Annotated in this window: 18 protein-coding genes; 10 read left to right on the top strand and 8 right to left on the bottom strand. The window is 50.9% G+C overall.

What is annotated here, in order from left to right:
* Positions 1–51: 51 nt before the first annotated feature.
* Both F3F96_RS08865 and F3F96_RS08860 read left to right on the top strand, forming a co-directional pair.
* On the top strand, positions 52–1,200 hold the full coding sequence (locus F3F96_RS08865; RefSeq protein ID WP_176962902.1) for a PilT/PilU family type 4a pilus ATPase: 1,149 nt from the start codon (positions 52–54) through the stop codon (positions 1,198–1,200).
* The gene (locus F3F96_RS08860; protein WP_176962901.1) at positions 1,200–2,291 is read left to right on the top strand and encodes a type IV pilus twitching motility protein PilT; all 1,092 of its coding nucleotides are present in this window, start codon (positions 1,200–1,202) and stop codon (positions 2,289–2,291) included. Before F3F96_RS08865 ends, F3F96_RS08860 begins: the two co-directional genes overlap by 1 nt.
* Positions 2,292–2,317: 26 nt before the next feature.
* On the opposite strand, the gene F3F96_RS08855 is transcribed toward F3F96_RS08860, so the two are convergent.
* The 4 genes from F3F96_RS08855 to F3F96_RS08840 form a co-directional block, all read right to left on the bottom strand.
* Positions 2,318–2,941 (bottom strand): 1-acyl-sn-glycerol-3-phosphate acyltransferase, encoded by a 624-nt coding sequence (locus tag F3F96_RS08855; RefSeq protein ID WP_176962900.1) that lies wholly within the window; start codon positions 2,939–2,941, stop codon positions 2,318–2,320.
* A gap of 85 nt (positions 2,942–3,026) precedes the next feature.
* On the bottom strand, positions 3,027–3,998 hold the full coding sequence (locus tag F3F96_RS08850) for a DUF6765 family protein (RefSeq protein ID WP_176962899.1): 972 nt from the start codon (positions 3,996–3,998) through the stop codon (positions 3,027–3,029).
* Positions 3,999–4,140: 142 nt separating this feature from the next.
* Positions 4,141–6,327, bottom strand: coding sequence for a 1,4-alpha-glucan branching protein GlgB (gene glgB, locus F3F96_RS08845; protein WP_176962898.1), 2,187 nt, complete (start codon positions 6,325–6,327; stop codon positions 4,141–4,143).
* A gap of 58 nt (positions 6,328–6,385) precedes the next feature.
* A complete protein-coding gene (locus tag F3F96_RS08840) occupies positions 6,386–8,017 on the bottom strand; it encodes an alpha-D-glucose phosphate-specific phosphoglucomutase (protein WP_176962897.1) in 1,632 nt (543 codons plus the stop codon).
* 127 nt (positions 8,018–8,144) lie between these two features.
* On the opposite strand from F3F96_RS08840, the gene glgC reads away from it, so the two are divergent.
* The 5 genes from glgC to F3F96_RS08815 all read left to right on the top strand — a co-directional run bounded on the left by glgC (position 8,145) and on the right by F3F96_RS08815 (position 14,726).
* On the top strand, positions 8,145–9,410 hold the full coding sequence (gene glgC / locus F3F96_RS08835; protein WP_176962896.1) for a glucose-1-phosphate adenylyltransferase: 1,266 nt from the start codon (positions 8,145–8,147) through the stop codon (positions 9,408–9,410).
* A gap of 175 nt (positions 9,411–9,585) precedes the next feature.
* Complete coding sequence (locus tag F3F96_RS08830; RefSeq protein ID WP_176962895.1) at positions 9,586–11,283, top strand: glycoside hydrolase family 57 protein; 1,698 nt, start codon at positions 9,586–9,588, stop codon at positions 11,281–11,283.
* Between the two features lie 74 nt (positions 11,284–11,357).
* Positions 11,358–12,836, top strand: coding sequence for a 4-alpha-glucanotransferase (malQ, locus tag F3F96_RS08825; protein ID WP_176962894.1), 1,479 nt, complete (start codon positions 11,358–11,360; stop codon positions 12,834–12,836).
* A gap of 4 nt (positions 12,837–12,840) precedes the next feature.
* A complete protein-coding gene (locus F3F96_RS08820) occupies positions 12,841–13,449 on the top strand; it encodes a DUF2238 domain-containing protein (protein WP_176962893.1) in 609 nt (202 codons plus the stop codon).
* Positions 13,450–13,568: 119 nt separating this feature from the next.
* Complete coding sequence (locus F3F96_RS08815; RefSeq protein WP_370465526.1) at positions 13,569–14,726, top strand: transglycosylase SLT domain-containing protein; 1,158 nt, start codon at positions 13,569–13,571, stop codon at positions 14,724–14,726.
* Between the two features lie 68 nt (positions 14,727–14,794).
* Here the strand turns inward: F3F96_RS08815 and F3F96_RS08810 are convergent, their stop codons facing one another.
* From F3F96_RS08810 to sixA, 3 genes are all read right to left on the bottom strand, one after another.
* Positions 14,795–16,021, bottom strand: a complete 1,227-nt coding sequence (locus tag F3F96_RS08810; RefSeq protein ID WP_176962892.1) for a bifunctional alpha/beta hydrolase/OsmC family protein — start codon at positions 16,019–16,021, stop codon at positions 14,795–14,797.
* Between the two features lie 101 nt (positions 16,022–16,122).
* On the bottom strand, positions 16,123–19,476 hold the full coding sequence (locus F3F96_RS08805; protein WP_176962891.1) for a PAS domain S-box protein: 3,354 nt from the start codon (positions 19,474–19,476) through the stop codon (positions 16,123–16,125).
* Between the two features lie 102 nt (positions 19,477–19,578).
* Positions 19,579–20,049 carry a phosphohistidine phosphatase SixA gene (gene sixA, locus F3F96_RS08800; protein ID WP_176962890.1) on the bottom strand — a complete coding sequence of 157 codons (471 nt, stop codon included), beginning with the start codon at positions 20,047–20,049 and terminating at the stop codon, positions 19,579–19,581.
* Between the two features lie 126 nt (positions 20,050–20,175).
* Between sixA and map the strand changes: the two genes are divergently transcribed.
* From map to typA, 3 genes are all read left to right on the top strand, one after another.
* The gene (gene map, locus F3F96_RS08795) at positions 20,176–20,928 is read left to right on the top strand and encodes a type I methionyl aminopeptidase (RefSeq protein WP_176962889.1); all 753 of its coding nucleotides are present in this window, start codon (positions 20,176–20,178) and stop codon (positions 20,926–20,928) included.
* Between the two features lie 3 nt (positions 20,929–20,931).
* On the top strand, positions 20,932–21,381 hold the full coding sequence (locus F3F96_RS08790; RefSeq protein ID WP_176962888.1) for a hypothetical protein: 450 nt from the start codon (positions 20,932–20,934) through the stop codon (positions 21,379–21,381).
* Between the two features lie 77 nt (positions 21,382–21,458).
* The gene (typA, locus tag F3F96_RS08785; protein WP_176962887.1) at positions 21,459–23,276 is read left to right on the top strand and encodes a translational GTPase TypA; all 1,818 of its coding nucleotides are present in this window, start codon (positions 21,459–21,461) and stop codon (positions 23,274–23,276) included.
* Between the two features lie 48 nt (positions 23,277–23,324).
* On the opposite strand, the gene F3F96_RS08780 is transcribed toward typA, so the two are convergent.
* Positions 23,325–24,386, bottom strand: a complete 1,062-nt coding sequence (locus tag F3F96_RS08780) for a PilZ domain-containing protein (RefSeq protein ID WP_176962886.1) — start codon at positions 24,384–24,386, stop codon at positions 23,325–23,327.
* Positions 24,387–24,461 lie beyond the last annotated feature (75 nt).

Genomic DNA, 24,461 nt, shown 5'->3' with positions numbered 1-24,461 from the left:
CCTGCCAGCAAGTTTAAACACTATTGAATATACAGATAATGGAGCCGATTCATGAACGCACCTGAAGCACAACTATCGATCAAGCAGTTACTGATGGTGATGGAAAAGCGTGACGCCTCCGATCTCTACCTGACCGCAGGCATGCCCCCCTCCTACCGCATCAATGGCGTGGTTTATCCGATGAAACAGCCACCGCTGACTGCTCTGCAGTGTGAACGGTTGGCCACCTCCTCGATGAGTGAACGTCAGCGTGCCGCATTTGCCGCCGAGTATGAGATGAATCTGGCCCTCGCTTTCCCTGATATCGGTCGCTTTCGCGTCAACATCTTCCGCCAGCGTGGCCATGTCGGCATGGTGATCCGCAAGATTAAAACAGTAGTGCCCACCATCGATCAATTGGGACTGCCAGAAGTATTTAAAGATATCTCCATGTCGCCACGTGGACTTGTACTGATGGTCGGTGCCACTGGCTCGGGTAAATCGACCTCACTCGCCGCCATGATCGACTGGCGCAACAGCAATCAGGCCGGTCACATTATCTCCATTGAAGATCCGATCGAGTTTGTGCATGAGCATAAAAAGTGTGTCATCACCCAGCGCGAGGTCGGCACCGACACGCTGGAGTATCAAAAAGCGCTGAAAAACACACTCAGACAGGCTCCTGATGTGATCCTGATCGGTGAGATTCGTGATCGTGAAACCATGGAGCATGCACTCGAATTCTCTGAGACCGGCCACCTCTGCATGGCCACGCTGCACGCCAATAATGCCAACCAGGCGCTGGAGCGCATCATCAACTTCTTCCCTGAAGAGCTGCATCCTCAGGTCTGCCTGAATCTTGCCCTGAACCTGAAATCGATTCTCTCCCAGCGACTGGTCAAAACACCGGATGATAAACGTCTGCCTGCCATTGAGATCCTCATCAATACGCCTCGCATCTCTGATCTGATTGGTAAATGGGAGATTTCAGAGATCAAAGAGTCGATGGCTGGCGGTAAAAACTACGGCATGCAGACCTTTGATCAGCATCTACTGCAGCTCTGGATGGAGGGTTTCATCACCGAAGATGAAGCGCTGCGTCAGGCTGATTCGGTGAATAACCTGCGTCTGCAGATCAAGATGGTGGATCTGGAGGATCAGGGTGGTGGTGCAGCAGACTTGATCGAGAATTCAGGAAGCTCAGGCGAACTAAGTATCTAATGGAGAGCAGACAACTGATTGATGATCTGCTGCTCATCGCCAACAAGAATGGTGCATCAGATCTGATCGTTCGCACCAATGACCGTGTGCGCATGCGCATTGCAGGTGAGCTTGTCACCATCCCGGAAGAGAAGGTTCCAGAGGCCCCTCGCGAACAGGTCATTGCCATGATCGAACATCTCACCCGCTTTCTGCCCAAGCGCCCTGACATTGAAACCCTGAACAGTCTCGACTTCCACTACAGCCTTAAAGATGCCTCGCATTTCCGCATGCATGTGCTGCGCACCAATAATAATTTCGGCATCGTTGCACGCCTTATTCCACAGCAGATTCCAGGCTTTGATGAGCTGCGCCTACCGCCGGTGATCGAAGAGATCACCCACTACCGTAACGGGCTTATCCTGATGGCTGGTGCCACGGGATCGGGTAAAAGCACATCCCTTGCCGCCATGCTCAATCATATGATCCAGCAGCGCCCGGTACATGCAGTCACCCTTGAGGACCCCATCGAATTCCGCTACAGCACCCGCTTTAAGGGTACCGTCAGCCAGCGCGAGATCGGCATGGATGTAGATAGCTATAAACAGGGACTGGTTGATGCCATGCGCGAAACGCCAAATATTATCGTGGCCGGTGAAGTGCGTGGCCGTGATGAGGTTCAGTTGGCACTGCAGGCAAGTGAAACCGGGCATCTGGTGATGGCCACCGTTCACGCCACCACTGCCATCGGCACCATGCAGCGGGTGATGGCATCATTTGGCAGTGAAGAGCAGGTCGGCATTCGCGAACGTCTGGCTGAAAATCTGCGCGCTATCATCGTGCAGAAGCTGCTACCCACCCGAGATGGCAAAGGACGTGTCGTCGCACTGGAGATCATGGTCAAGAATTCAGTGATCAAACATTTCATGCTCGACCCGGATCACTGGAGTGAGATTCCTCGTGCTATGGAAGAGGGGCACTCACTTTATGGCAGCCAGAGCTTTGATCAACACCTGCAACAGCTGGTTGAGGATGATCTCGTCAACTATGATGAGGCAGTGTTAAATGCTGTATTTCATGAGGATTTTGCAATTCGACTTGGGCGCAATTAGAGCGAATAAACCACGCTCCGCTTCATTCACTTCAGATGCTTAATGGCTGCTCTGATCAGGGCTGTGTCACTGTGAAGCCCCTCTCTTCCCGGCTGATCATCGCTTAGGTAGAGCGGCTCTCCCATCACAACCTTTGCCCGACTACGACGATAAAATGATGGCCCCAGATGGATATGATCAAAGGGCCAGACACCCGATACTCTGAAAGGAACAATGGGAGCACCACTGGCACGGGCGATCAAAGCTGCACCCGGCAGAATTTTGTGCAATGGAATGGGTGGATTAGCCGCCCCTTCCGGAAACAGGCAGAGCACGTTGCCCGTTTTGAGCACTGCAACAGCCTCTTTAATGGCGTGGCGATTGGCACCACCGGGAGAGACAGGGATGGCACCGACCATATCAAAACCCCAGCGCAACCATGACATCTTGATGTAATATTCACGCGCCATCAGAAAGGCAATGGGACGATTAACCGATGCCTGAATCAACAGCGGATCCAGACCGCAGATATGGTTACTGACCAGAATCACCGGGCCATCGGGAAGTTTGTACTCAACGCTGGTTAGCCTGTGCCAGCCACGGCAAAAGAGGCGATTCAGCAGTCGCAGAAAACGATTCGGACCACGCTGATTGTCTACCTTTAGAGCCATTGCCAATATTCCATCAGCTCAATCTACACAATCCTAGACTCTCGGGTAGAGCTCCCCATCATCAGGTAACTGCTGTCTGAAAACTTTAACCCACGTCAATGCCTGCAGCCTCAAGCTCCGGCTTAATCAGTTCAAGGGTAAAAGAAACATGCTTTTTCACCGCCTCCTGAAACAGAAACCACTGCGTCTGCTCTTTTGGCACTTTCCAGAAATAGGAGCTGGATTCGTGGCGAACCGCCTGATGCCACCACTTGTCGGGATCAAATTCTTCAAGGAATCTGATCTTCTGTTTATAACGGCCATAACGATTAAATCGATTCAGCTCCATCGAACTTGCCTTGGATGAGTAGCCCAGCAGGTCAGCCAGTTCACCCTCCATCTGCGCAACCGTGCAGCGGGCGGCGATTTTCCGATGCTCATTAAACTGTAGATACTTGCCAAACAGGGCCATACCCGCCTCTATAAATCGCTCTCGGTTATCAATCAGCGGATTAATCAGTCGCTCATCCTCCCATATCAGACAGGGTATATCGGGCGAATAACCGGCATCGGCATGACCGATATTGGGTTTGGGATCACGGCCGATCTGATTGAAATCGTCTTCGATCCCGATGAAATTTTGATGCGCCCAGGTGTCAACATAGGCATGTGTTGCGATGCCAATGGTGTGAAGCAATTGTTTATCATCACTGCCAGTGATCTCGCCGCTCAACGCTGCATCGATCATGATATTGGCCTTGGCACTGTTGGGTGTGGTATTCAGTGGGTGAGTCTTGCCATCACAACGTTTGGCAGAATCAGCATGCGGATCACCCGGCACAAAGTGGAAAAGCGGATAGATATGAATGCGTTCCGACCTTGGTTTTTTAATATCCATCGTCTGGCTGATTTCATTACAGTAACCATCACTATCACCCCACTTCTTTTTGATCTCATAGGCTTGGCAGTTGTAATCGACATAGTCCGATGCATAAGCGATGGTAGCTGCTTCGCTCTCCGTGAAACCGGCTCTCTCAGCCAGAAAACCGGTGATATAGTAGTGAAACTCACTGTCCATCTCTTCTCCCCCTAAACATGATCTACTACTTGTATAGACCATGTTTATAGATACGTCTAATGCATCGGGAGACGTTAAAATAAAATGGCCAGCCCCAAGGGGGCTGGCCATGCAATGTTTTTTCTTCTTTTTAACTCTGCTCTTATTCGCTGTCAGGCCTGAGAATGACACATGAGAGAGGCGGCAGTGTCACCGTGATGGAGTGCGGTTGATTCATCCAGCTATGGTCATCAGCGACTACACCACCGGCATTACCGATGTTACCACCACCATAGAGGCTCGAATCGGTATTGAGAATTTCGCTGTAATGGCCCGGTTTAGGGACACCCAGACGATAACCATGGCGTGGAACCGGGGTAAGATTGAGAATAACCACGACGATACCGCCATTCTTATCGCGGCGAAGATAACTGAGCGTGGAGTTTTCAGCATCGTTGCAGTCAACCCACTGGAAGCCTCCATCGGCAAAATCAACCTCATGCAGTGCCGGCACATCTTTATAAAGATGGTTCATGTCTCGCTGCATCAGTTGCAGGCCACGGTGTGGCATGAAATTAGCCTGATCCCACGATAGCGAGCTATCGAAATCCCACTCTGGCCACTGCCCGAACTCCAGCCCCATAAACTGCAGCTTCTTGCCCGGATGGGTATACATATAACCCGATAGCAGGCGCAGGTTGGCAAATTTCTGCCAGTCATCACCCGGCATTTTCTGCGGCATTGAACCCTTGCCGTGCACCACTTCATCGTGTGAGAAGGGTAGAATAAAGTTCTCGGTAAATGCGTAAACCATTGAGAAGGTCAGCGCATGATGGTCGTAGGAGCGATAGACCGGATCGGTCTCATAGTAGGAGAGCGTGTCATTCATCCAGCCCATATTCCATTTCATGGTAAAGCCCAAACCACCCAGATAGGTAGGACGGCTCACCATCGGCCATGAAGTTGACTCCTCAGCCATGGTCACTGCACCGGGGAAACGCTCGTGTACAAGGTGGTTAAACTGTTTGAGGAACTCAACCGCCTCAAGATTCTCGCGGCCGCCATATTTATTAGGTACCCACTCCCCCTCTTCACGGGAGTAATCGAGATAGAGCATCGATGCCACAGCATCCACGCGCAGACCATCGATATGAAACTCATCAAGCCAGAACAGGGCCGAAGCGATAAGGAAGTTACGCACCTCATTACGGCCGAAGTTGAAGATATAGGTACCCCAATCCTTGTGTTCACCGAGCCTTGGGTCTTCATGTTCATAGAGTGGTGTACCATCAAAACGGGCCAGACCGAATGCATCTTTAGGGAAATGGGCAGGAACCCAATCGAGGAACACGCCAAGGCCATGCTGATGACAGTAGTCAACCATATAGCGGAAATCATCAGGCGAGCCGAAACGGCTGGTCGGTGCAAAATAACCGACGGTCTGATAACCCCAGGAACCATCAAACGGGTGCTCGGTAATCGGCATCAGTTCAATATGGGTGTAACCCATCCACTGACAGTACTCCACCAGCTGATGTGCCATATCACGATAGTTGAGGTATTCACCACTCGCCCTGCGCCATGAACCCGGATGCACCTCATAGATATTCATCGGTTTGTCAGCAGCCTGAGTTACAGCCCTGTTCTTCACCCACTCGTCATCACCCCAATGGTAGGCCTTGGGATAGTGAACCACGCTGGCGGTATTGGGACGCAACTCCATCTGCTGCGCATAGGGATCGGCTTTCTCGAAGACATCACCATTTTTGGCTCTGATCTCGAATTTATAGACCTCGCCTTCGCGCAGGCCGGGAATAAATATCTCCCAGATGCCGGAAGAGCCAAGCATACGCATCTGGTGCTCGCGCCCGTTCCAGTGATTGAAGTTACCGACCACGCTGACGCGATCCGCTGATGGCGCCCAGACGGCAAAACCGACACCCCAGACACCCTCATGCTCACGTACATGTGCACCCATCAGTTTATACTTTTCGAAATGGTTGCCCTCACCGATCAGATGCAGATCCATCTCACCCAGAATCGGCGAAAAGCGATAGACATCCTGCTCATCCCAGGTGTGCCCCTCTCCATTCTCAATGCGCAGTTTGTAGGCGGAGTCAAAATCACCATCCGGCCAGTGGTATTCGAAAACATCAGTTCCTTCGATACGCGACATAGCAACCGCACCATCACCCTCAGGAAGAAGCCACATCTTCTCTGCCTGCGGTTTATTGGCGCGAATGACTATTCCACCTTCGGAATGGTAGTGACGCCCCAACCATGCAAACGGATCGTGACTGCGCGCCTCTACAACAGCCCAGGCTTCAGGTGACAGAATCGGCTTCTTCATAAGTTTCCTCTACTCCGGTTTAATCCGTTCAAAAAATCCGTTCGAATGAACGATCGGATCAGGTAATAACAGTGGGTTTCTCGCGTCCGGTCAACGCTTTCAGACCGGAGATTTCATCGGCGGCAACAATCATATCTGCCAGTGCATCCTGAGCATCCAACCCCTGCTTCTCTGCATCCGCCTCATAAGACTCAAGATAGAGACGAACCGTTGCACCGCTGGTGCCCGTGCCTGAGAGGCGGAAAATCAGACGCGAACCATCTTTAAAGAGCACCCGCACGCCCTGATTTTCGCTGATGCTGCCATCAACAGGATCAGTGTAGGCGAAATCATCACAGTTGCCTACCACACGGCCTGCCAGGGTTTGACCCGGCAGGGTTGAAAATTTGTCGCGCACATTCTGCAGCACCTGTTCAGCGGCAGCAGAATCCACACCCTCATAATCGTGACGTGAATAGTAGTTGCGGCCAAATTTCTGCCAGTGATCCACGACAATCGCCTCAACCGACTCCTGACGGGCTGCCAGCACATTCAGCCAGAAGAGTACCGCCCAGAGACCATCCTTTTCACGCACATGATCAGAACCTGTACCAAATGACTCTTCACCGCACAGGGTTACCCTGCCCGCATCCATCAGGTTACCGAAAAACTTCCAGCCCGTTGGCGTTTCATAACAGGCCAGTCCCAGCGCCTGAGCGACACGATCCGCCGCACCCGATGTAGGCATGGAACGGGCCACACCGGCAATGCCGCCTTTGTAACCCGGCACCAGATGCGCATTGGCAGCAAGGATAGCCAGCGAGTCACTTGGTGTGACAAAGAAATGGTTACCCAGCACCATATTGCGGTCGCCATCTCCATCGGAGGCTGCCCCGAAATCAGGAGCATCTTCGCCATAAAGAATATCAACCAGTTCATGGGCATAGGTGAGATTAGGATCGGGATGACCGCCACCAAAATCCTCTTTCGGTACGCCATTAATCACTGTGCCTGCCGGTGCTTCAAGCATGCCTTCAATAATGGTCATGGCATAAGGGCCTGTAACTGCATGCATGGCATCAAAAGAGATCGAGAAATCATCAGCCAGCAGCGCTTTGATGGCATCAAAATCAAACAGTGACTGCATCAGTTCGGCATAATCGGCAACCGCATCGATCACCTCGATCTGCATGCCTGCCAGCTCATAGTTGCCCAGTTGTGAAAGATCAAAATCGTCGTGTTCGACAATCTGATACCACTCGATCTTCTCAGTCTGCTCAAACATTGCTTCAGTCACACCTTCAGGTGCAGGGCCGCCGTTACCCATATTATATTTAATACCGAAATCCTCATCAGGACCGGCCGGATTATGGCTGGCGGAGAGGATCAGACCGCCATAGGCGTTGTATTTACGGATGATATTTGAGGCCGCAGGGGTGGAGAGGATACCATTCTGGCCAACCAGCACCCGGCTGAAACCGTTGGCTGCGGCCATCTTCAGGATAATCTGGATCGCCTGCAGGTTGTAAAAGCGGCCATCGCCACCCACCACCAGTGTCTCCCCCTGAAAGTCACCGATGCTGTCGAATACCGACTGCACAAAGTTCTCCAGATAGTGCGGCTGCTGGAAAACCTTTACCTTCTTGCGAAGTCCTGATGTGCCCGGACGCTGCCCCTCAAAAGGCTCAGTCGCAATCGTGTGGATTTTCATAAATGACCCCCTGCCAGATTTCGCTAAGACTAGCCGAGATGGAGCGATAATGACATCACTCTATGCATGCAAGAAGCGCAAACTCATGCTATACTTTAGCCCATTAACCGAATGGGGGGATGTATTCATGAGTTCGACTCAGGTGGAGCGTAACATCAGTAAACTTACATCCAATACAGTTGCACTGGTATTGGCTGGCGGTAAGGGATCACGATTAAAAGATTTGACACAGTGGCGAACCAAGCCCGCTGTGCCGTTTGGAGGCAAGTTCCGCATTATCGATTTCCCGATGTCGAACTGCATCAACTCCGGCATACGCCGTATCTCAGTCTTAACCCAATATAAATCTCACTCACTACAGCGCCACCTGCAACGGGGCTGGTCATTCCTCTCCGGTCAGTTCGGTGAGTTTATGGAAGTGCTCTCTGCTCAGCAGCGTACCGGTGAAGGCTGGTATGAAGGCACTGCCGATGCGATCTATCAGAATCTGGACATTATTCGCCACTACGATCCGGAATATGTACTGATTCTTGCCGGCGATCATATCTACAAGATGGATTACGGTAAAATGATTGCAGCCCATGCGGCAACCGGCGCAGATATTACTGTTGGCTGTATTCCTGTGCCGCTGAAAGAGGCGTCCGAATTCGGCGTCATGGACGTCGACGGCGAGCATCGCGTCACTGAGTTTGCCGAAAAACCGGCCAACCCGAAACCGATGGCCGACAAACCTGATAAGGCACTGGCATCAATGGGCATCTACGTATTCTCAGCCGACTTCCTGCGTCAGCGTCTGCTGGATGATGCACAACTTGACTCTTCCAGCCACGATTTCGGCAAGGATATCATCCCGCAAGCCATTAAGGACGCCAATGTGTTCGCCTTCCGATTCATGAATGCCAACACCGGCGCACCACAGTACTGGCGTGACGTGGGTACACTCGATGCATACTGGGAAGCCAACATGGATCTGGTTACCGTACAGCCTGAACTGGATATGTATGATAAGAACTGGCCGATCTGGACACAGCAGGAGCAGCTGCCACCCGCCAAGTTCTTCTTCGATGAGGATTCTCGCCGTGGCTATGCAGTGGATTCACTCGTTTCCGGAGGCTGCCTGATTACAGGTTCTGCCGTACGCCGTTCAGTGCTCTTCTCCAATGTACGTGTTCACTCCTACTCAGAGGTTGAGGATTCAGTTATTTTGCCGGATGTTGAGATCCGTCGTAACTGTAAAATCAGAAAGTGCATTATCGATAAAGGAACCGTGATCCCAGAAGGCATGGAGATCGGTTTTGACAGCAAAAAAGATGCGGAACTATTTGAAGTATCTGATGGTGGCGTAGTCCTTGTTACACCGGACATGCTAGGCCAAGGGCTTCATCAACTGTAGTATCCCCCGCTTAACACTATAGAAACCACTCAGGGCTGACTGATGTCAGCCTTGAGTCAGCTATACATGGACGTATGGCATCGGATCGATTTTCCCGAATGATAGATGGGAAGCAATCTGAATCTGGCAGCCTGCAATGAAGCAGGGGCAGCCACCACTATCCAGGAGGTATCCCATGAGTAAACCGTTATCGGTCATCTTTTACTGGCACATGCACCAGCCATTTTATTGCGAGGCTGATACAGGCAATTATCATCTGCCATGGGTCTACCTGCATGCCATGAAAGACTACACAGACATGGCTGAGATTCTCTCGCAGCTGCCCAGAGCCAAGGCGGTTATCAACTATGTACCATCACTAACTGCCCAGATTGAAGATTACGCTGCACATCTGCGCGAATTCCTCAATGGCGACGCCAAAAGCCTGAATGATCCACTGCTTGCCGCGCTGGCCCACAAATCGGGAGAATACAGTGAGGCTGAACGCAGTTTCCTGCTTGAAGCCTGCTTCCGTCTGAACCATGAACGTAACATGCATCGCTACCCTGACTACTCTCGTCTCTGGAATATGGCAGAGCATGCGAAAAACAGTGAAGGGTTGAACTATCTTGGTGACAGCTTCTTCTCTGATCTGGTGACCTGGTATCATCTGGCATGGCTGGGTGAAACCGTTCGCAGTCGCAATTTTGTGGCCCGTCGTCTAATCGAAAAAGCACGTGATTTCTCCTATCAGGATCGCCGTGACCTGCTCTCTCTGATCACCACACTGCTCTCTGATATTCCAGCCACCCACCGTCGACTGGTTGAAGCGGGTAAAATTGAGCTGACCACAACCCCTTACGCCCATCCCATCATGCCATTGATGTTGGATTTCAACACAGCACGGGAAACGGTTGAAGATGCATTGATTCCCAATGAACCCTATCCGGGTGGCCGTGAGCGGGCACTTGATCATATTGCTCTGGCCCGCAGCAGCCATGAGAAACTGTTTGGTCATATACCAGCCGGCTGTTGGCCAGCTGAGGGCGCCGTCTCTGAAGCGTCATTGAAACTACTCGGCGCATCAGGTTTCCAGTGGTGCGCAACCGGTGAATCGGTATTGCACCACTCTCTGAAATATAATCTGCGTGAGCAGCAGGGTAATCGCGACCTCTACCATCCATGGCTGATTGGTGAGAAGGATGAGCAGATCACCTGCTTCTTCCGTGATGACCGCCTCTCCGACCTGCTCGGCTTCGAATATTCACGCTGGAACATGCAGGATGCGATCAACAACTTCATGCATGAACTGGCCAATATCCGCCATCGCACCAAGGGTATGGAGGCACCTGTTGTCTCTATCATTATGGATGGTGAAAATGCATGGGAGCACTACCATGAAAATGCGCTTCCATTCCTGACCAATCTCTACCAGACGATTATTGAGCATGATGAGTATGAACTAACCACCTTCAGCGACTATCTGGAGAACAACAAAGCCACAGAAAAACTGGAGCACCTGGTCTCCGGCTCATGGGTCTACGGCAATCTCTCCACATGGATTGGCGACAATGCCAAAACACGCGGTTGGGAACTTCTGATTGAAGCTAAAAAGGCTTATGACATCCATATCGATCAGCTTAGCCCTGAACAACAGGAGGCTGCCAATGAGCAGCTGCGCATCTGTGAAGGATCAGACTGGTGCTGGTGGTTCGGCGACTATAATCCGGGTTCGGTGGTACGTGATTTCGATCAGCTCTATCGCCGTCATCTCAAAAAACTACATCAACTGCTCGGCTCACCTGTTCCACCATCACTTAGCGAGAATATCTCCCGGGGTGGCGGTGAAGCTGAAGGCGGTGGCACTATGCGCAGAGGCGGAGCTGATTCGTAAGCCTGCACTCTGCTAAACCGGGTCGTTAATAGCTGAAACCGTTAATAGCTAAAACCTAATAAGGAATAACTTTCATGAACTCATGGATTGATCGTCGAAGGTCGGCGGTTCTACTACATATCACCTCCCTGCCCGGCCCCTTTCATAAAGGTGTGCTCGGCCCTGAGGCTAAAACGTTTATTGATCGTATCGATGAGGCGGGATTCACTGTCTGGCAGTTTCTGCCACTTGGCCCCACGCATGGTCACGGCTCCCCTTATGAGTCCCTCTCCTCTTTTGCCGGCAATCCGGACTTCATCGACCTGCGCGAATGCATTCAACGCGGCTGGCTTGACGAGTGCTCCATACAGCGCTGTGACACGGCTGAACTGCATGCTGCAATCCGCGAGATGGCAGCACCTGTGTTCTGGCAGCAGGTTGCAAAGGATGCGAAGCTGGCAAATGATCTGGAGAAGTTCCGCAAGGCGCACAGCTACTGGCTGGAGGATTTCGCACTCTTCTCAGCACTGAAATCACTCTATACGGATCGTGCATGGTGGCAGTGGCCTAACGATTTGCGTGATCGCAATCCCGATGCGATTGAGCGAGCAAGAGATGAGCATCGTGATCTGATTGAACAGGTGATCTTCGAGCAGTACCTGTTTGACTGTCAATGGCATGAGCTTAAAGCCTATGCTGAATCAAAAGAGATTCAGCTTTTCGGCGACCTGCCGATCTATGTTGCCCATGACTCTGCCGATGTCTGGGCGAGTCGAGAAAACTTCACCGTCAACAGTAAAGGGCTCTGCACTGAAGTCGCAGGTGTGCCACCGGATTACTTCTCTGCTACCGGTCAGCGTTGGGGAAACCCGCTCTACTGTTGGGAACCAAGAGAGAAAGAGGGTTTCAGCTGGTGGACAGAACGGGTTCGTCAGCAGCTTGAGCGCATGCATATGATGCGCATCGACCACTTTCGTGCCCTTGAATCCTTCTGGGTGATTCCGGCCGAGAGTGAAGATGGCATTATCGGTGAGTGGCGCCAGGCACCGGGTGATGCGCTGCTGCAAACGCTGCAGAATAAGCTGGGTAAACTGCCACTGATTGCAGAGGATCTCGGTATTATCACCGATGAGGTCACAGCACTGCGCCAGAAATTTGGCCTGCCGGGCATGAAAATTCTGCAGTTCGCATTTGGCGGCGATGATGACAACCCCTATCTGCCAAAAAACCATGAAATCAACAGCGTGGTCTATACCGGCACCCATGATAACGACACCACCATGGGCTGGTTTACAGGCACCGATAAAGAGACACGCAAACGGGTCCTTGCAGAGCTGGGCGATGCCAAAGCAGAAGATATGCCTTGGGCACTGATTGAGTGTGCACTTGCTTCGGTGGCAAAACTAGCGGTGATTCCGATGCAGGATCTGCTGGAGCTTGGCACTGAAGCCAAGTTCAATACGCCGGGCACACTGGATAACAACTGGTCATGGCGCTTGCAGGAGATACCTGAAGCTGGCTGCTGCACCTGGAAGATGAGCCGTCAGCTTAACAGGCTCTATAAACGCATCTAAAGCAATGAACAGCAGCGTCAGACACTTTTTCCCGCACGCAGTTGCTGCTGTTTTCTGCATATTCTTTCTAGCCCTGGCTATAGAGCCGGTCTCCCGCGATGTCTGGATTGCTGAAGTGATTCCTGTTGTGCTTATCTTCGTCTCTCTGGTAGCTACATTCCGCTGGTTCCGCTTCAGTAATATCGCCTACGCCCTGATGGCCTTCTGGCTCTTCTGGCACACCATTGGTGGCCATTACACCTTTGCCCATGTGCCATTTGAGTGGTTGTCACAAATATCCAGTGATGGTCGCAACCATTTTGACCGCATCGGCCACTTCTCCATCGGCTTTTACGCTTTTGCCATGGCTGAATGGCTGCTGCGTAACAGATGTTGCAGCCTGAAGCTGGCCATGGTTTTCAGTATCTTTTTTGTTATGAGCATTGCTGCCGGTTATGAGATTATCGAATGGTGGTATGCTGTGGCTAAGGGTGGTGATGCCGGTCTTGAGTTTCTCGGCTCTCAGGGGGATATCTGGGATGCACAGAAGGATATGCTGGCTGATACACTGGGTGCGATATTCTCACTGCTTATCTACCATATCACACGCCCTGATCTACACCAGAACAGGTAATCCGGAAGCGATCTTCCCCCTATCTTTTTTTCGTGACACAGATCAACTCTTTCAAGGTATAACGCCCATAATGTTCGCTCATGCGAACTCTACCGATAACCCTATCCCGCCTTTTTATAGTGCTCACCTCACTAACACTGATCTCCTGTGCTCAGGGTCAGCAGCTCAGCCTGAACTCGGAGTGGCCATCCTTCTCCAGCCTCTGGAGCAGTGACAAAGAGGTTGATCAACTGCAGCAGGATGAACTTAAAAGCCTTATCGATGCGGATATCAAACGCCGACAGAGTAACCCTTTTCTGGCGGGCCTGAGCGAACAGGATATCGAAAAGATCAAAAAAGAAGCATGGCGTGAATATGGCCGTTTCTGGCGCGGTGTTGCCACCCGCTCCCGTTATGTGCGTCAGCCGATGTTAGAAACGCTGGATAAGGTTGGAGCGCCACGTGCCCTGCAGATGGTGCCGGTGGTAGAATCGAGCTACAACCCCTATGTCATCTCCTCAGTTGGTGCCACGGGCCTCTGGCAACTAATGCCGGAAACTGCAAATGATATGCGCGTTAAAAGTGACCGTTATTTTGATGGCCGTCGTGATATCCGCAGCAGCACCAAGGGCGCAGCCCGCTACCTGACCAAGCAGTATCGCCGCTTTGGTAACTGGCCGATGGCCTTTGCCGCCTATCACCTCGGCCCCACTGCCGTACAGCGTCGTCTGGATCGTCGTCACTGGCAGCCTGAAGATGGACTCAAGAGAATGCCTCTGCCACCTATCACCAAAACCTATATCCGCCATATCATTGGTCTGATTGCGCTGCATGAGGAGGGAACCATCCACTTTCCTGAACCATTCAGGACCAAAACCATCACCCTGCAGACCCCTGTTGATCTTGCTCACCTGCATGAACTGGCAGAGCTGCCCAAAGATCAGATTTTCCGTTTCAATCCCAAACTTAAACTCAAACAGTATTATGATGGTAAGCCACAGACCCTGCAGTTGCGTATCTCCGAGGTACGTCTGAAGCTACTCAAGCAGCAGATCCCGTCTGAGCCGAACAACTACATGACGATTAAAGTGGCTAAGGGTGAAAGCCTGGCGAGCATCAGCCGGCGTTTTAACACCTCCACCTATGCACTGCGCAAAGATAATCCGGGTATCTCCAATCGCCTGACAGCCGGTTCACGTCTGCGTATTCCAGTCAAACTGATGAAGCGGATCAATGCCGGACACAATCCACTGGTGAAGCGTGAATCTAAATCAGCACTTGAAGTGGCTCTGAATTAACGTTTAAGACATGTAAGGCATGACCGCGGCATCCCAGACGTTGTCGCCGACCAGGTTTCTATCTTCGCTTACTCACCCGGGGCGCCTGATTTCAGATATGCGGTCGTAATGTGAATTTTGCCGTGCAGCGTTTTGTGCACCGGACAGTGATCGGCTATCTCCAGCAATCGTTTTCGCTGTGATTCATCCAGATCCCCGACCACCTCGATCAACCGCTGAATATGATCAATCTTATGCGTTGAATCAGGACAATCTTCACAATCCTTGGCATGCACCTTCTCATGATTGAGATAGACGTTGATCTCCTGCACATCCCAACCCTTGCGATTGGCATACATGCGCAGGGTGATGCTTGTACAGGCCCCCAGACCCGATACAAGCAGGCCGTAAGGGGTGGGGCCCCGATCCGTGCCTCCAAGGCGCACAGGTTCATCGGCCAGCAAGCCATGGCCCCCGGATTTAATTTCGGTGTAGTAACTCGAGCCTGTTCGCACCCGCACCTCATGTGCACCCGAATCCCAATCTACCTCACGCACTGGCACATATTTATCTGCCCAGGTGGCAATCATGGTTCCCACATAACGGGCATCAGACTCCTGACTTAAAAGGTGATCAGCCCGATCCAGGGTAACAAAACTTTTGGGATGGCGGGCCGATTCATAGATGCGCTGGGCATGTTTGATATCAACGATCTCATCAACAGGTGAATGAAAGATCAGCAGTGCCCGCTTCAGATCACCAATGGCAGCACAGGTCTGCGCCTCCCGCACATCATCCAGAAACTGTTTCTTCAGCGTGAAGTTACGCCCGCCAATCGATAACTCCATCTCACCTTTGGACTCCAGTTCCGCTTCATGTCCGGCAAAGATATGGGCGATATGGGAAGGGTCACATGGAGCCCCGATGGTGGAGACCGCTTTGGCAGATGGAATATCTCGGGCTGCCACAAACATCGCTGCACCACCAAGCGAATGGCCAATAAGAATTTTCGGAGCCTGATATTCAGTTTCAAGAAAACGTGCCGCAGCGACAATATCGCTGACATTGGATGAGAAGTTGGTATCGGCAAAATCGCCTTCACTCTCGGCAAGTCCCGTAAAATCAAAACGTAATACCGCAATGCCTTTGGCTGCCAGTGCCCGATTGATATGGGTGGTCGCTTTCAGATGCTTGGTAAGTGTGAAGCCATGCGCAAACAGCGCATAGGCGCGCGGTTTGCCATCAATAGGCAGATCCAGATAAGCCGCAAGTTTCAATCCATCCGCATTATCAAAAAAGACCTTCTTAGATCGCATCCACAGCCTCCACGCTTTAGTTTGATGACCTTACTGTAGTCCATACAGATCGAATTTTCTTAGCGAACTTAGAAATCACCCGCTAATCCATTGCATATGCGTTAGCTTTCGAGCTGCTCTCTGATCAACTGACTGAGCTTCACGACAGAGAATGGTTTGGCAATTACGATTTCATTCTCCATCTCAACCTGACTGCTCTTATCATAACCTGTAGCAAAGATGATTTTCACCTGAGGCTCAATCTGACGAATCTTTCCAGCAGCTTCATAGCCGCCCATCTCCGGCATCACCAGATCAAAAATGCACAGATCAATCGCATTGCGATGCTGCTCAAACATCTCACATGCCTGCTCTCCATTGAGCCCCGTTAGCACATTATAACCCAGTGACTCCAGCACCTCTCTGCCTGTCTCAATGATATTCATTTCATCATCTACCAACAGAATCGTTTCACCGGAGCCGTTACATACCCCATCTTCTACGCTGATTGAATCATGCTCCGGAAGTATCTCAGTCAGAGGTAGATAAACATGGAAGGTCGAACCTTTGCCAACATGGCTCTCTACCTCCACAAATCCCTTATGGGTCTTAATTGCGCCAAACACCATCGCCAGGCCAAGCCCGGTTCCCTTACCCTGAGGTTTGGTGGTAAAGAAGGGTTCAAACAGGTGTGCAAGCTGGTCATCAGGTATACCAGAGCCGTTATCTTTAACAGTGATATGCGCATAAGCGCAGCGGTTAAAATAGTCGTGTTTCTCCAGAAAGAGATCATCGGGCTCAAAGCGTTCGAGTTTTACAGTGATTGATGGATCACCAATCCCCTCAACAGCATCGCGGGCATTGTTCACCAGATTCATCAGCACCTGATGCAGCTGCGTCGCATCACCATTGATCATCAAAACATCCGAACCGATCTGCTGATCCATTCTGATATTCTCAGGCAGTGACGTACGTAAAAACTTCAGTGTCTCCTTGATAAAGGGTGTAAATGGCAAAGGTTTAATATCTACCAGATCTTTACGGGCGAAAGTGAGCAGTTGCCTGATCAGATCTGCTGCCCGGAAAGAGAGTAACTCAACAGAATCGAGATTATGCAGCACCTCTGGCTGGGTCTGCACACGCTGTTTGGCAAGATAGAGATTGCCGGTGATGCCTGCCAGAATATTGTTGAAGTCGTGCGCGATGCCCCCCACCAGTGTACCGATTGCCTCCATCTTCTGGGCCTGGTGAAACTGCTCTTCAAGACGCTTATGTTCAGTAACATCCTGGGATATTGCCGCCATATGGACGGGATCCCCTTCGCTATCACGGATCAGTTTGCCCTCGCAGCGCAGATACCGGGTATCGCCATCGGGCCTGATAATGCGAAATTCGCACGGCTCAACCTCATTGCCTGCAATGCAGTTCTCGATCCATGCCTGCCTGCTTGCAAGGTCATCCTGATGAACCAGGCTGTTAATCGCGCCTATAGTCGGCGTGAATGTGGCCGGCGAAACTCCGTAAATGAGGTACAGTTCTTCCGACCAGCTAATCCGTCCCTCCATATCATAAATCCAGCTACCGATATGGGCTGTGGCCTGAGCTTGTTTCAAGCTCTGTTCACTTTGGCGCAACGCCTCCTCAGCTTTTTTTCGCTCCGTGATATCAACAAAAACACCCTGAACCAACTTTTTTCCTTCCAGTTCGAACATATTAGCTTTTATTTCAACCTTCCTGATCTCTCCAGATGCCTTCAGTACCTCAGCCTCCAGAACGTTACCTGCCATTGCACTCCTGTGTTTTTTGAATGTTGTGCTGAACTCCTCTTCCCTCTCATGAGGTGGATGCAACTCTCTTTGATGCATGCCGATAAGCTCAGATTTGGATCTTCCGAAAAGGGCCTCAGCGGCCGGATTACAGTCGATAATGGTGCCCTCTTCAGCAGCAACAATAATCGCATTTTCTGATCCTTCGAACAGCAGACGATGTTTTTTCTCACTCGACTCCAGCAGTTCTGCCGCCTGTTTTCGCCCCGTGATATCCCTGTGGATACCGATCATGCGTAGCGGCTTCTGATTCTCATCCCGTTCGATGACCTCACCGACAGACTGAATCCACGCCCACCCTTCAGACTTTTTCTCTCGTCTGTACTCAAGCGTCATCGGCCCTGAAGAAGCAAGGCAGGCCTGAAATGCTGTTAATACCCGATCATGATCATCCGGGTGCACATGATCCATCCAGTTCTGTAGCGAGGTCTCGAACTCATCCGGATCATAGCCAAGCAGAAGAGCATATTCAGGGCTCACTTTCACTTCACCGCTCTGAACATTGACATCAAACCAGGCCTGATTGGCAGCGGCGAGAGCAAGGCGAAGCTGCTCTTCACTCTCCTGCAGACTGGCTGTTCTGGCCGCAACCACCCTGCGCAAGGTTATAACTAATAAAAAGAGCAGCAGAGAAAGAGCGAGAAGGAATGTAATTCCAAACTGCCATCGGTGCTCTAGGAGAACATCAACAAATCCTGACTCGGGTTGATAGATGGCTTCTGATGCAACAAAACCTACAGGCAACAGTCCCTGCTTCTTATAGATGCTAGCAATATCATCCCAGCGCTGAGTTCGCATATAACCGATCTGCACCACATCACTCTCGATCATCTCTCTGGTTTTGAGTGCTTCAAATTTCAGCTGCCTGCGCGACAGATTCTGCGAATTATATTTTTTTTGAATCAGATCGATGGTTTCATCGATATGTTTAAGCGCATACTCCCAGCCACGAATCGATGCATCGGTAAGTGCTTTCACTCTCTCCGGGTGATCAGCAATGTTCTGCTCCGTTGTAACCAGCACATCACCATAAAAATCGATATCCTGATCTCTGGGGTGAAGGATGCGATAGGCTATACCCATCTCTTCGAGCTGATAGGGTTGATCCGTCTCATATCCTGCAAAGGCATCCGTTTTACCATGAACCAGATCGCGAACATCAAAGCTTGTATCCTGTCGGATAAAGTCACCGCCGGAGATGCCTGCCGCCCCCAGTGCTGCATCGATATCGGCATTAAGTCCCGGCACCAGCATGATCCGTTTACCACGCAAATCAGAAAAACTGTGGATGCCGGAATCTTTTCTGACGATCAGGGTCAGTGGGGAGTGCTGGAAGATGGCCGCTAGCACTTTGACCGGTGCACCGCTCGCCCGTGCGAGAAGCACTCCGGGGTCTACTACAGCATAATCAGCCTGACCATTCAGCAGCTGACTCACCGCAGTTTTACCCATCTCAACGTCCCTGATTTCAACATCAAAACCGGCATCGCTGTAATAACCCTTCTCCAGCGCCATGTAAAAACCGGCAAACTGGAACTGGTGTTTCCATTTCAGCTGCAGCGTCACCGGTTCAGCTTGTGCAACAGGAAAAGAGAAGAGAAGCGTAATAAGAGCATAGAGGATTCTGTGTATCGTTCTACGACTCTTCACAAGAACCCTCCTGGTAACATTTTGGACGCTGTTACTATTCTAGCAAAAACAGAGCCAATCACACAGAATAAAGTGGCCTGGCACTGCACCATTGCTAACCAGTTAACTCTCACCATAAAAGAGCGTGGGATTAATCTGCCAGAGAACACTCCAGCCCTGTTCTCGTTTTTCGAGGCAGAGGACACCGCCGTTGCGAAAATGGATGGCTTCGCGATTCACATCGCCAGTAACAAGCAGGCCAGCCAGGCGCTGGATGTGCGGCAGATGACCCACCAACATCACATCACTGTTCATGGAGGCGAGATGGGCTGACCAGGTGGATGGATCATCCATGGGCGCAAGATCGAGCGCCTGTTCAACTGATAATCCACCCCACGCCTCAGCAAACATCTCGGCGGTCTGCTGGGCACGCAATTTGCCGCTGTGCAGGATTTTGGCAGGTCTCGGTTTCTCAAACAGGCTCAAGAATCCGGCTGTGCGGGTCACATCCTCCCTGCCCTGATCGGAGAGCGGACGTGCTGCGTCCTCACTTTCATCCTTCGCCAAACCATGCTGAACAAGATAGAGCCGCATTGATACCTCCAAATGACCAAAGAGAGATGACCTTGCCACCAGATTACGCCATAGTAGCGGGCCTAATCAAGGGATGCTCTGAATCACCTGTTCAGCGCCTCCTGACTAACAGAGTTTGGAGAAAGCATGGTTCAGATTAAAACGGCAGCAGATATCGAGGCGATGAGGCCTGCATGTCGTCATGCAGCGGATACGCTGGTGATGATCGAGCCCTATATTAAACCCGGCATCACCACCGATGAGATCAATGAGCTTGTTCATGATTTCACCATCAAAGCCGGCGCTATCCCTGCCCCGTTGAACTATCACGGTTTTCCAAAATCGGTCTGTACCTCGGTAAACCATGTCGTCTGTCACGGTATCCCTGGCAACAAAACACTTAACGATGGCGACATCATCAATGTCGATGTCACCAGCATCATCAACGGCTGGCACGGTGATAACAGTAAAACATTCTTTGTCGGCACACCGAAGATCAGGGCAAAAAAGGTAGTTGAGGTAGCGCGTCAGGCACTGGAGGTCGGTATCGAAGTGGTCAAACCCGGTGCCACACTTGGCGATATCGGCCATGCTATCCAGAGTTACGTTGAGGGTGAGAAGTGTACGGTGGTACGCGAATACTGCGGCCACGGCATCGGTCGCGGTTTCCATGAAGATCCGCAGGTGCTGCACTACGGCAGGAAAGGCGATGGTCTGATACTTAAACCCGGCATGGTTTTCACCATTGAACCGATGGTAAATATGGGGCGTGCAGCGGTGAAACTACTGGGTGATAACTGGACTGTGGTGACCCGCGACAAATCACTCTCCGCACAGTTTGAACATACCATGGTTGTCACCGAAACCGGTGTCGAAATCCTCACCGTTCCATCCGAATAACAGATGGCGATTGAGCGCATCTATTTTGAGGCTGAGAATTTTGTCCTCACATTGATCTACGGCAAACTGACCAATAGCGAACTGACAACACATGTTGTGGAGATGAATCGCGATTACAACCACATCAAAGGCGTGCGTGAACTGGCCGATTGTCGCTTTCTCACCGATGTCAGTGAGCTCACCGGTAGTGCTGTGCTTCATTCAGCAGAGTTGGAAGAGGGTAATTCAAGAGTTATAGGCGGCAGAGGTGCTATTGTTGCAACGAGCGATCTCATCTACGGACTTGCTAATATGTATGCGGCGGTTGCATCAAACATTCGTGATGAATCACGTGTCTTCCGCTCTATGGATGAAGCACTTCAATGGTTAGAGATCGATCCAATCAGAGCAGAGGTTGAATCACTGATCTCCGAAGAGGCCTATCAACAGAGAAACAGGGCAAGCATTAAATAAGCCTAAGACAATTATTAACTTCCATATATGGTGTTAAACGCTACTATGCGCGCCACTTTAGATTAGAGGTACACCACATGTCTCGCAAACTTCGCAATATCGCCATCATCGCCCACGTTGACCATGGCAAAACTACTCTGGTTGATGAACTGCTGAAACAATCCGGTACCATGGACTCTCTCCGTGCTGACATGGAGACCTGTGTGATGGACTCCAATGACCTTGAGAAAGAGCGTGGCATTACCATCACCGCCAAGAACACCGCTATCCGCTACGGTGACACCCTCATCAACATTATCGACACCCCTGGCCATGCGGATTTCGGCGGCGAAGTTGAACGTGTCCTGAACATGGTTGATGGTGTGGTATTGCTGGTTGATGCCCGCGAAGGCCCTATGCCACAGACCAAATTTGTAACCTCTAAAGCACTCGCTCTTGGCCTGAAGCCGATTGTTGTGATCAACAAGATTGACCGTGAAGGTTCTGATCCGGATGCCGTTGTTGACCTCACCTTTGACCTGTTTGCCTCACTTGGCGCTACCGATGAGCAGTTGGATTTCCCTGTTGTTTATGCTTCTGCCAAAAACGGTTACGGCATGATGAATCTCAATGAAGAGTCCGACAACCTGATCTGCCTGTTTGACACCATCATCGAGCATGTTCAGGAGCCTGAGGGTGACCCGGATGCACCACTGCAGATGCTGGTCACCACGCTGGACTGGGATGAGTATATCGGTCGTATCGTGATTGGCCGTATCGCCAACGGTCGCGTCAAAACCGGAGAAACGATCACAGTTGTTCACGCCGACTCCTCGAAAGAAGATTTCAAGGTCACCAAGCTACTTGGCTTCCTTGGCCTCAACCGTATCGAGATTAAGGAAGCGCAGGCTGGTGATATCATCGCTGTTGCCGGTATCGAACATACCAACATCGGTGAAACCATTGCCAGCAAAGAGAATCCAATTGCACTACCGGTAATGCACGTGGATGAGCCAACACTCTCCATGGAGCTGCATGTTAATAATTCACCGCTGGCAGGTACCGAAGGCAAGTTGATCACTACACGCCAGATTCGTGACCGTCTGATGCGCGAGATTCGTACCAACGTAGCGATGCGTGTTGAAGAGACCGACTCTGCTGATGTTTACAAGATTTCAGGCCGTGGTGAGCTGCATATCGGCATCCTTCTGGAGACCATGCGTCGTGAAGGTTTTGAAATGGCAGTGTCACGTCCAACCGTGATTATTCGCACCGTTGATGGCAACAAACAGGAGCCATACGAGCATGTAACTGTTGATGTTGAATCCGAGTATCAGGGTTCAGTAATTGAAAAGTTGGGTAAACGTGGCGCAGAGATGACCTCGATGGAGACCAATGCAGATGGCTGTACCCGCATCGAATTCATGTCCCCTACCCGCAGCCTGATCGGTTACACCTCAGAGTTCCTTACTGACACCCGCGGTACAGGCATTATGCACCATGTATTCCATGACTATGGCCCATATGTCGGACCTCTGCCAGGTCGCACCAACGGTGTTCTGATCTCTATGGAGAATGGAGAGTCTGTTGCCTTTGCTCTATGGAAACTGCAGGAGCGCGGCAAGATGTTTATCGGTTCCGGTCAGAAGCTGTATGAAGGCATGATCATCGGCATCAACAGCCGCGATTCAGACATGACAGTGAATCCGATTAAAGAGAAAAAGCTAACCAACGTACGTGCATCGGGTAAAGATGAGTCCATTGATCTGGTTCCACCTTTGAACCTGAGCCTGGAACGCGCTATCGAGTTTATTGCTGATGATGAGCTTGTAGAGATCACGCCGAAATCGATTCGACTGCGTAAGCGTCACCTGAAAGAGAATGAGCGCAAACGTGCAACACCACGTGCTTCATAAATAGTTCCACAAACAACAAAAAAGGCGTCTCATTGAGACGCCTTTTTTTTATTCTTCCGGATCACGTAGCTCGATCGGGTCTTTCATCCATGACGGCCTCTCCAGTTTTCTCAGACGACCGATAATCGCCTGCTCCTGAACAAAGATAAACCTGTAGATGGTCTCCCGTTTAATGCTCATCGGTTTAAATTGAATGCCTACCCGAAACTCTGAATTGATCTCCATGGACCAGCAGATCGTCGCATCACTACCTTTCAACACCTCTTTGCCCAGTGCAAAGTGACACTCCACCTTCTGATTATGCAGTAGTGAAACACCATCATCAGGAAATTTCACCCCGATTCCTGTGCAGGATATATCTTCAATAGTCCCTTCAATCGCCCGACCCTGATGGATCAGAGTAATCGGAAGTTGCTGATGCAGTTTAACACGCACGTCTCTTCTGCGCTCTCTCAGGCTCACCTCTACACCGGTAATCTCCAGCATAATTTTATCATCGCCTTTATTTACCCCGCGAACAATCAGGCTGTGAACACGATCCGGACTGGTGATATAGGCGGTTCTCAGATCGGGGGCGGCTGCAAACATGGTAACAAGGTCCCGGGTCATCGAGACCCAGAGAAAACCTTTCTTATACTCTTTGAAATCAACTCTGGCGGATACCGGGATCTCATCAAAGTAGTTGTGCAGAAGCACCTCTCCACTCACTCTCCAGAGCCTTCTGAGCTCAGCGATCACCCTGAGTTTTACCTCTTTATCAAGCGCGCCCTGCCAGCGCTGGTCAGCGGCATCAATAATAGCTGTCTGTAGAATATTGAAATGATCCACACAATCAGAAAATTGTTTGACCTGCTGTTTAATGTTTTCCGGATCGCTTGTTTCAATCAGATGCTGCACGCTCAGCCATTCACAGCGTAGCAGCGCGGAGAGAATATGACCCACAGAGACATTGGATTGCAGCAGCGAGACAGCCAGACTGCCCATTGAACTCTCAACATCTTCACCGAGAATGACTCTGGCTACCTGTTCAATCGATGAACGGTGCACAGCAGGCAGCTCATGCTCCAGATTCTGGATGACTATTTTCAACATTTTATCGTGTTCATTCATAACATGACTCAGCCTTCTCCAGTTGCCCGTTGGCTACAGCTTAGAGCATAGGCCATGCCATTAAAACAGCAAAGC

The sequence above is a fragment of the Mariprofundus sp. NF genome, assembly GCF_013387455.1.
Lineage (GTDB): Bacteria > Pseudomonadota > Zetaproteobacteria > Mariprofundales > Mariprofundaceae > Mariprofundus.
The sequence above is the reverse complement of the archived record's forward strand: the minus strand, read 5'-3'. Positions and strand labels throughout refer to the sequence as shown.